This is a genomic window from Dietzia sp. IBK-p2-15D, assembly GCF_057773105.1.
In genome coordinates, this window is record NZ_JBYMTK010000112.1 from 1 (window position 1) to 440 (window position 440).

Annotated in this window: 1 protein-coding gene; it reads right to left on the reverse strand. The window is 49.5% G+C overall.

All coding sequences use genetic code 11. The annotated features are described in order from the left end of the window. Positions 1–23: 23 nt before the first annotated feature. On the reverse strand, positions 24–326 hold the full coding sequence (finO, locus tag AC3DEV_RS17120) for a fertility inhibition protein FinO (protein ID WP_021514822.1): 303 nt from the start codon (positions 324–326) through the stop codon (positions 24–26). Positions 327–440 lie beyond the last annotated feature (114 nt).

Consider the following 440-nt stretch of genomic DNA (forward strand, 5'->3'; position numbering starts at 1 on the left):
CATTATCTGAACATAAAACACTATCAATAAGTTGGAGTCATTACCCGGGGCGTGTTACCGTCAAACAATCCCGGCCACCAGGGTTTCAGAGTGTTCACCGCCTCATCCAGCGAGGGCAGCGTCAGATAAATGGACAGCGCCTGTCTGGCCTGTGCTTTCTTCGCCGCCAGCTCTGCTTCCCGGGCAGCCTTCTCCGCCAGTTTCTGCTTTTTCACCTTCCATTTTGGTGGCGTGGTGACATTGATGATGGTTTTCCGGCTCCGGGTCGGTGTTTCCCCTTCCGTTTTCCGTTTCAGTGTCAGTACCGGTCGTTTCTGCTCTGTCATGATTGCCCTGACCTTTGTGAAAATATGTCCTCCAGGTCGTTGAAACTACTCACTATGATATTAAGCTGACCTCAACGACCTCTGACATATTAATACCGACAATTAAAGATGTTT

Bases quoted from the DNA above. Each gene is read 5' to 3' on its own strand.
- finO (WP_021514822.1), bottom strand. From the start codon at position 326: ATGACAGAGCAGAAACGACCGGTACTGACACTGAAACGGAAAACGGAA.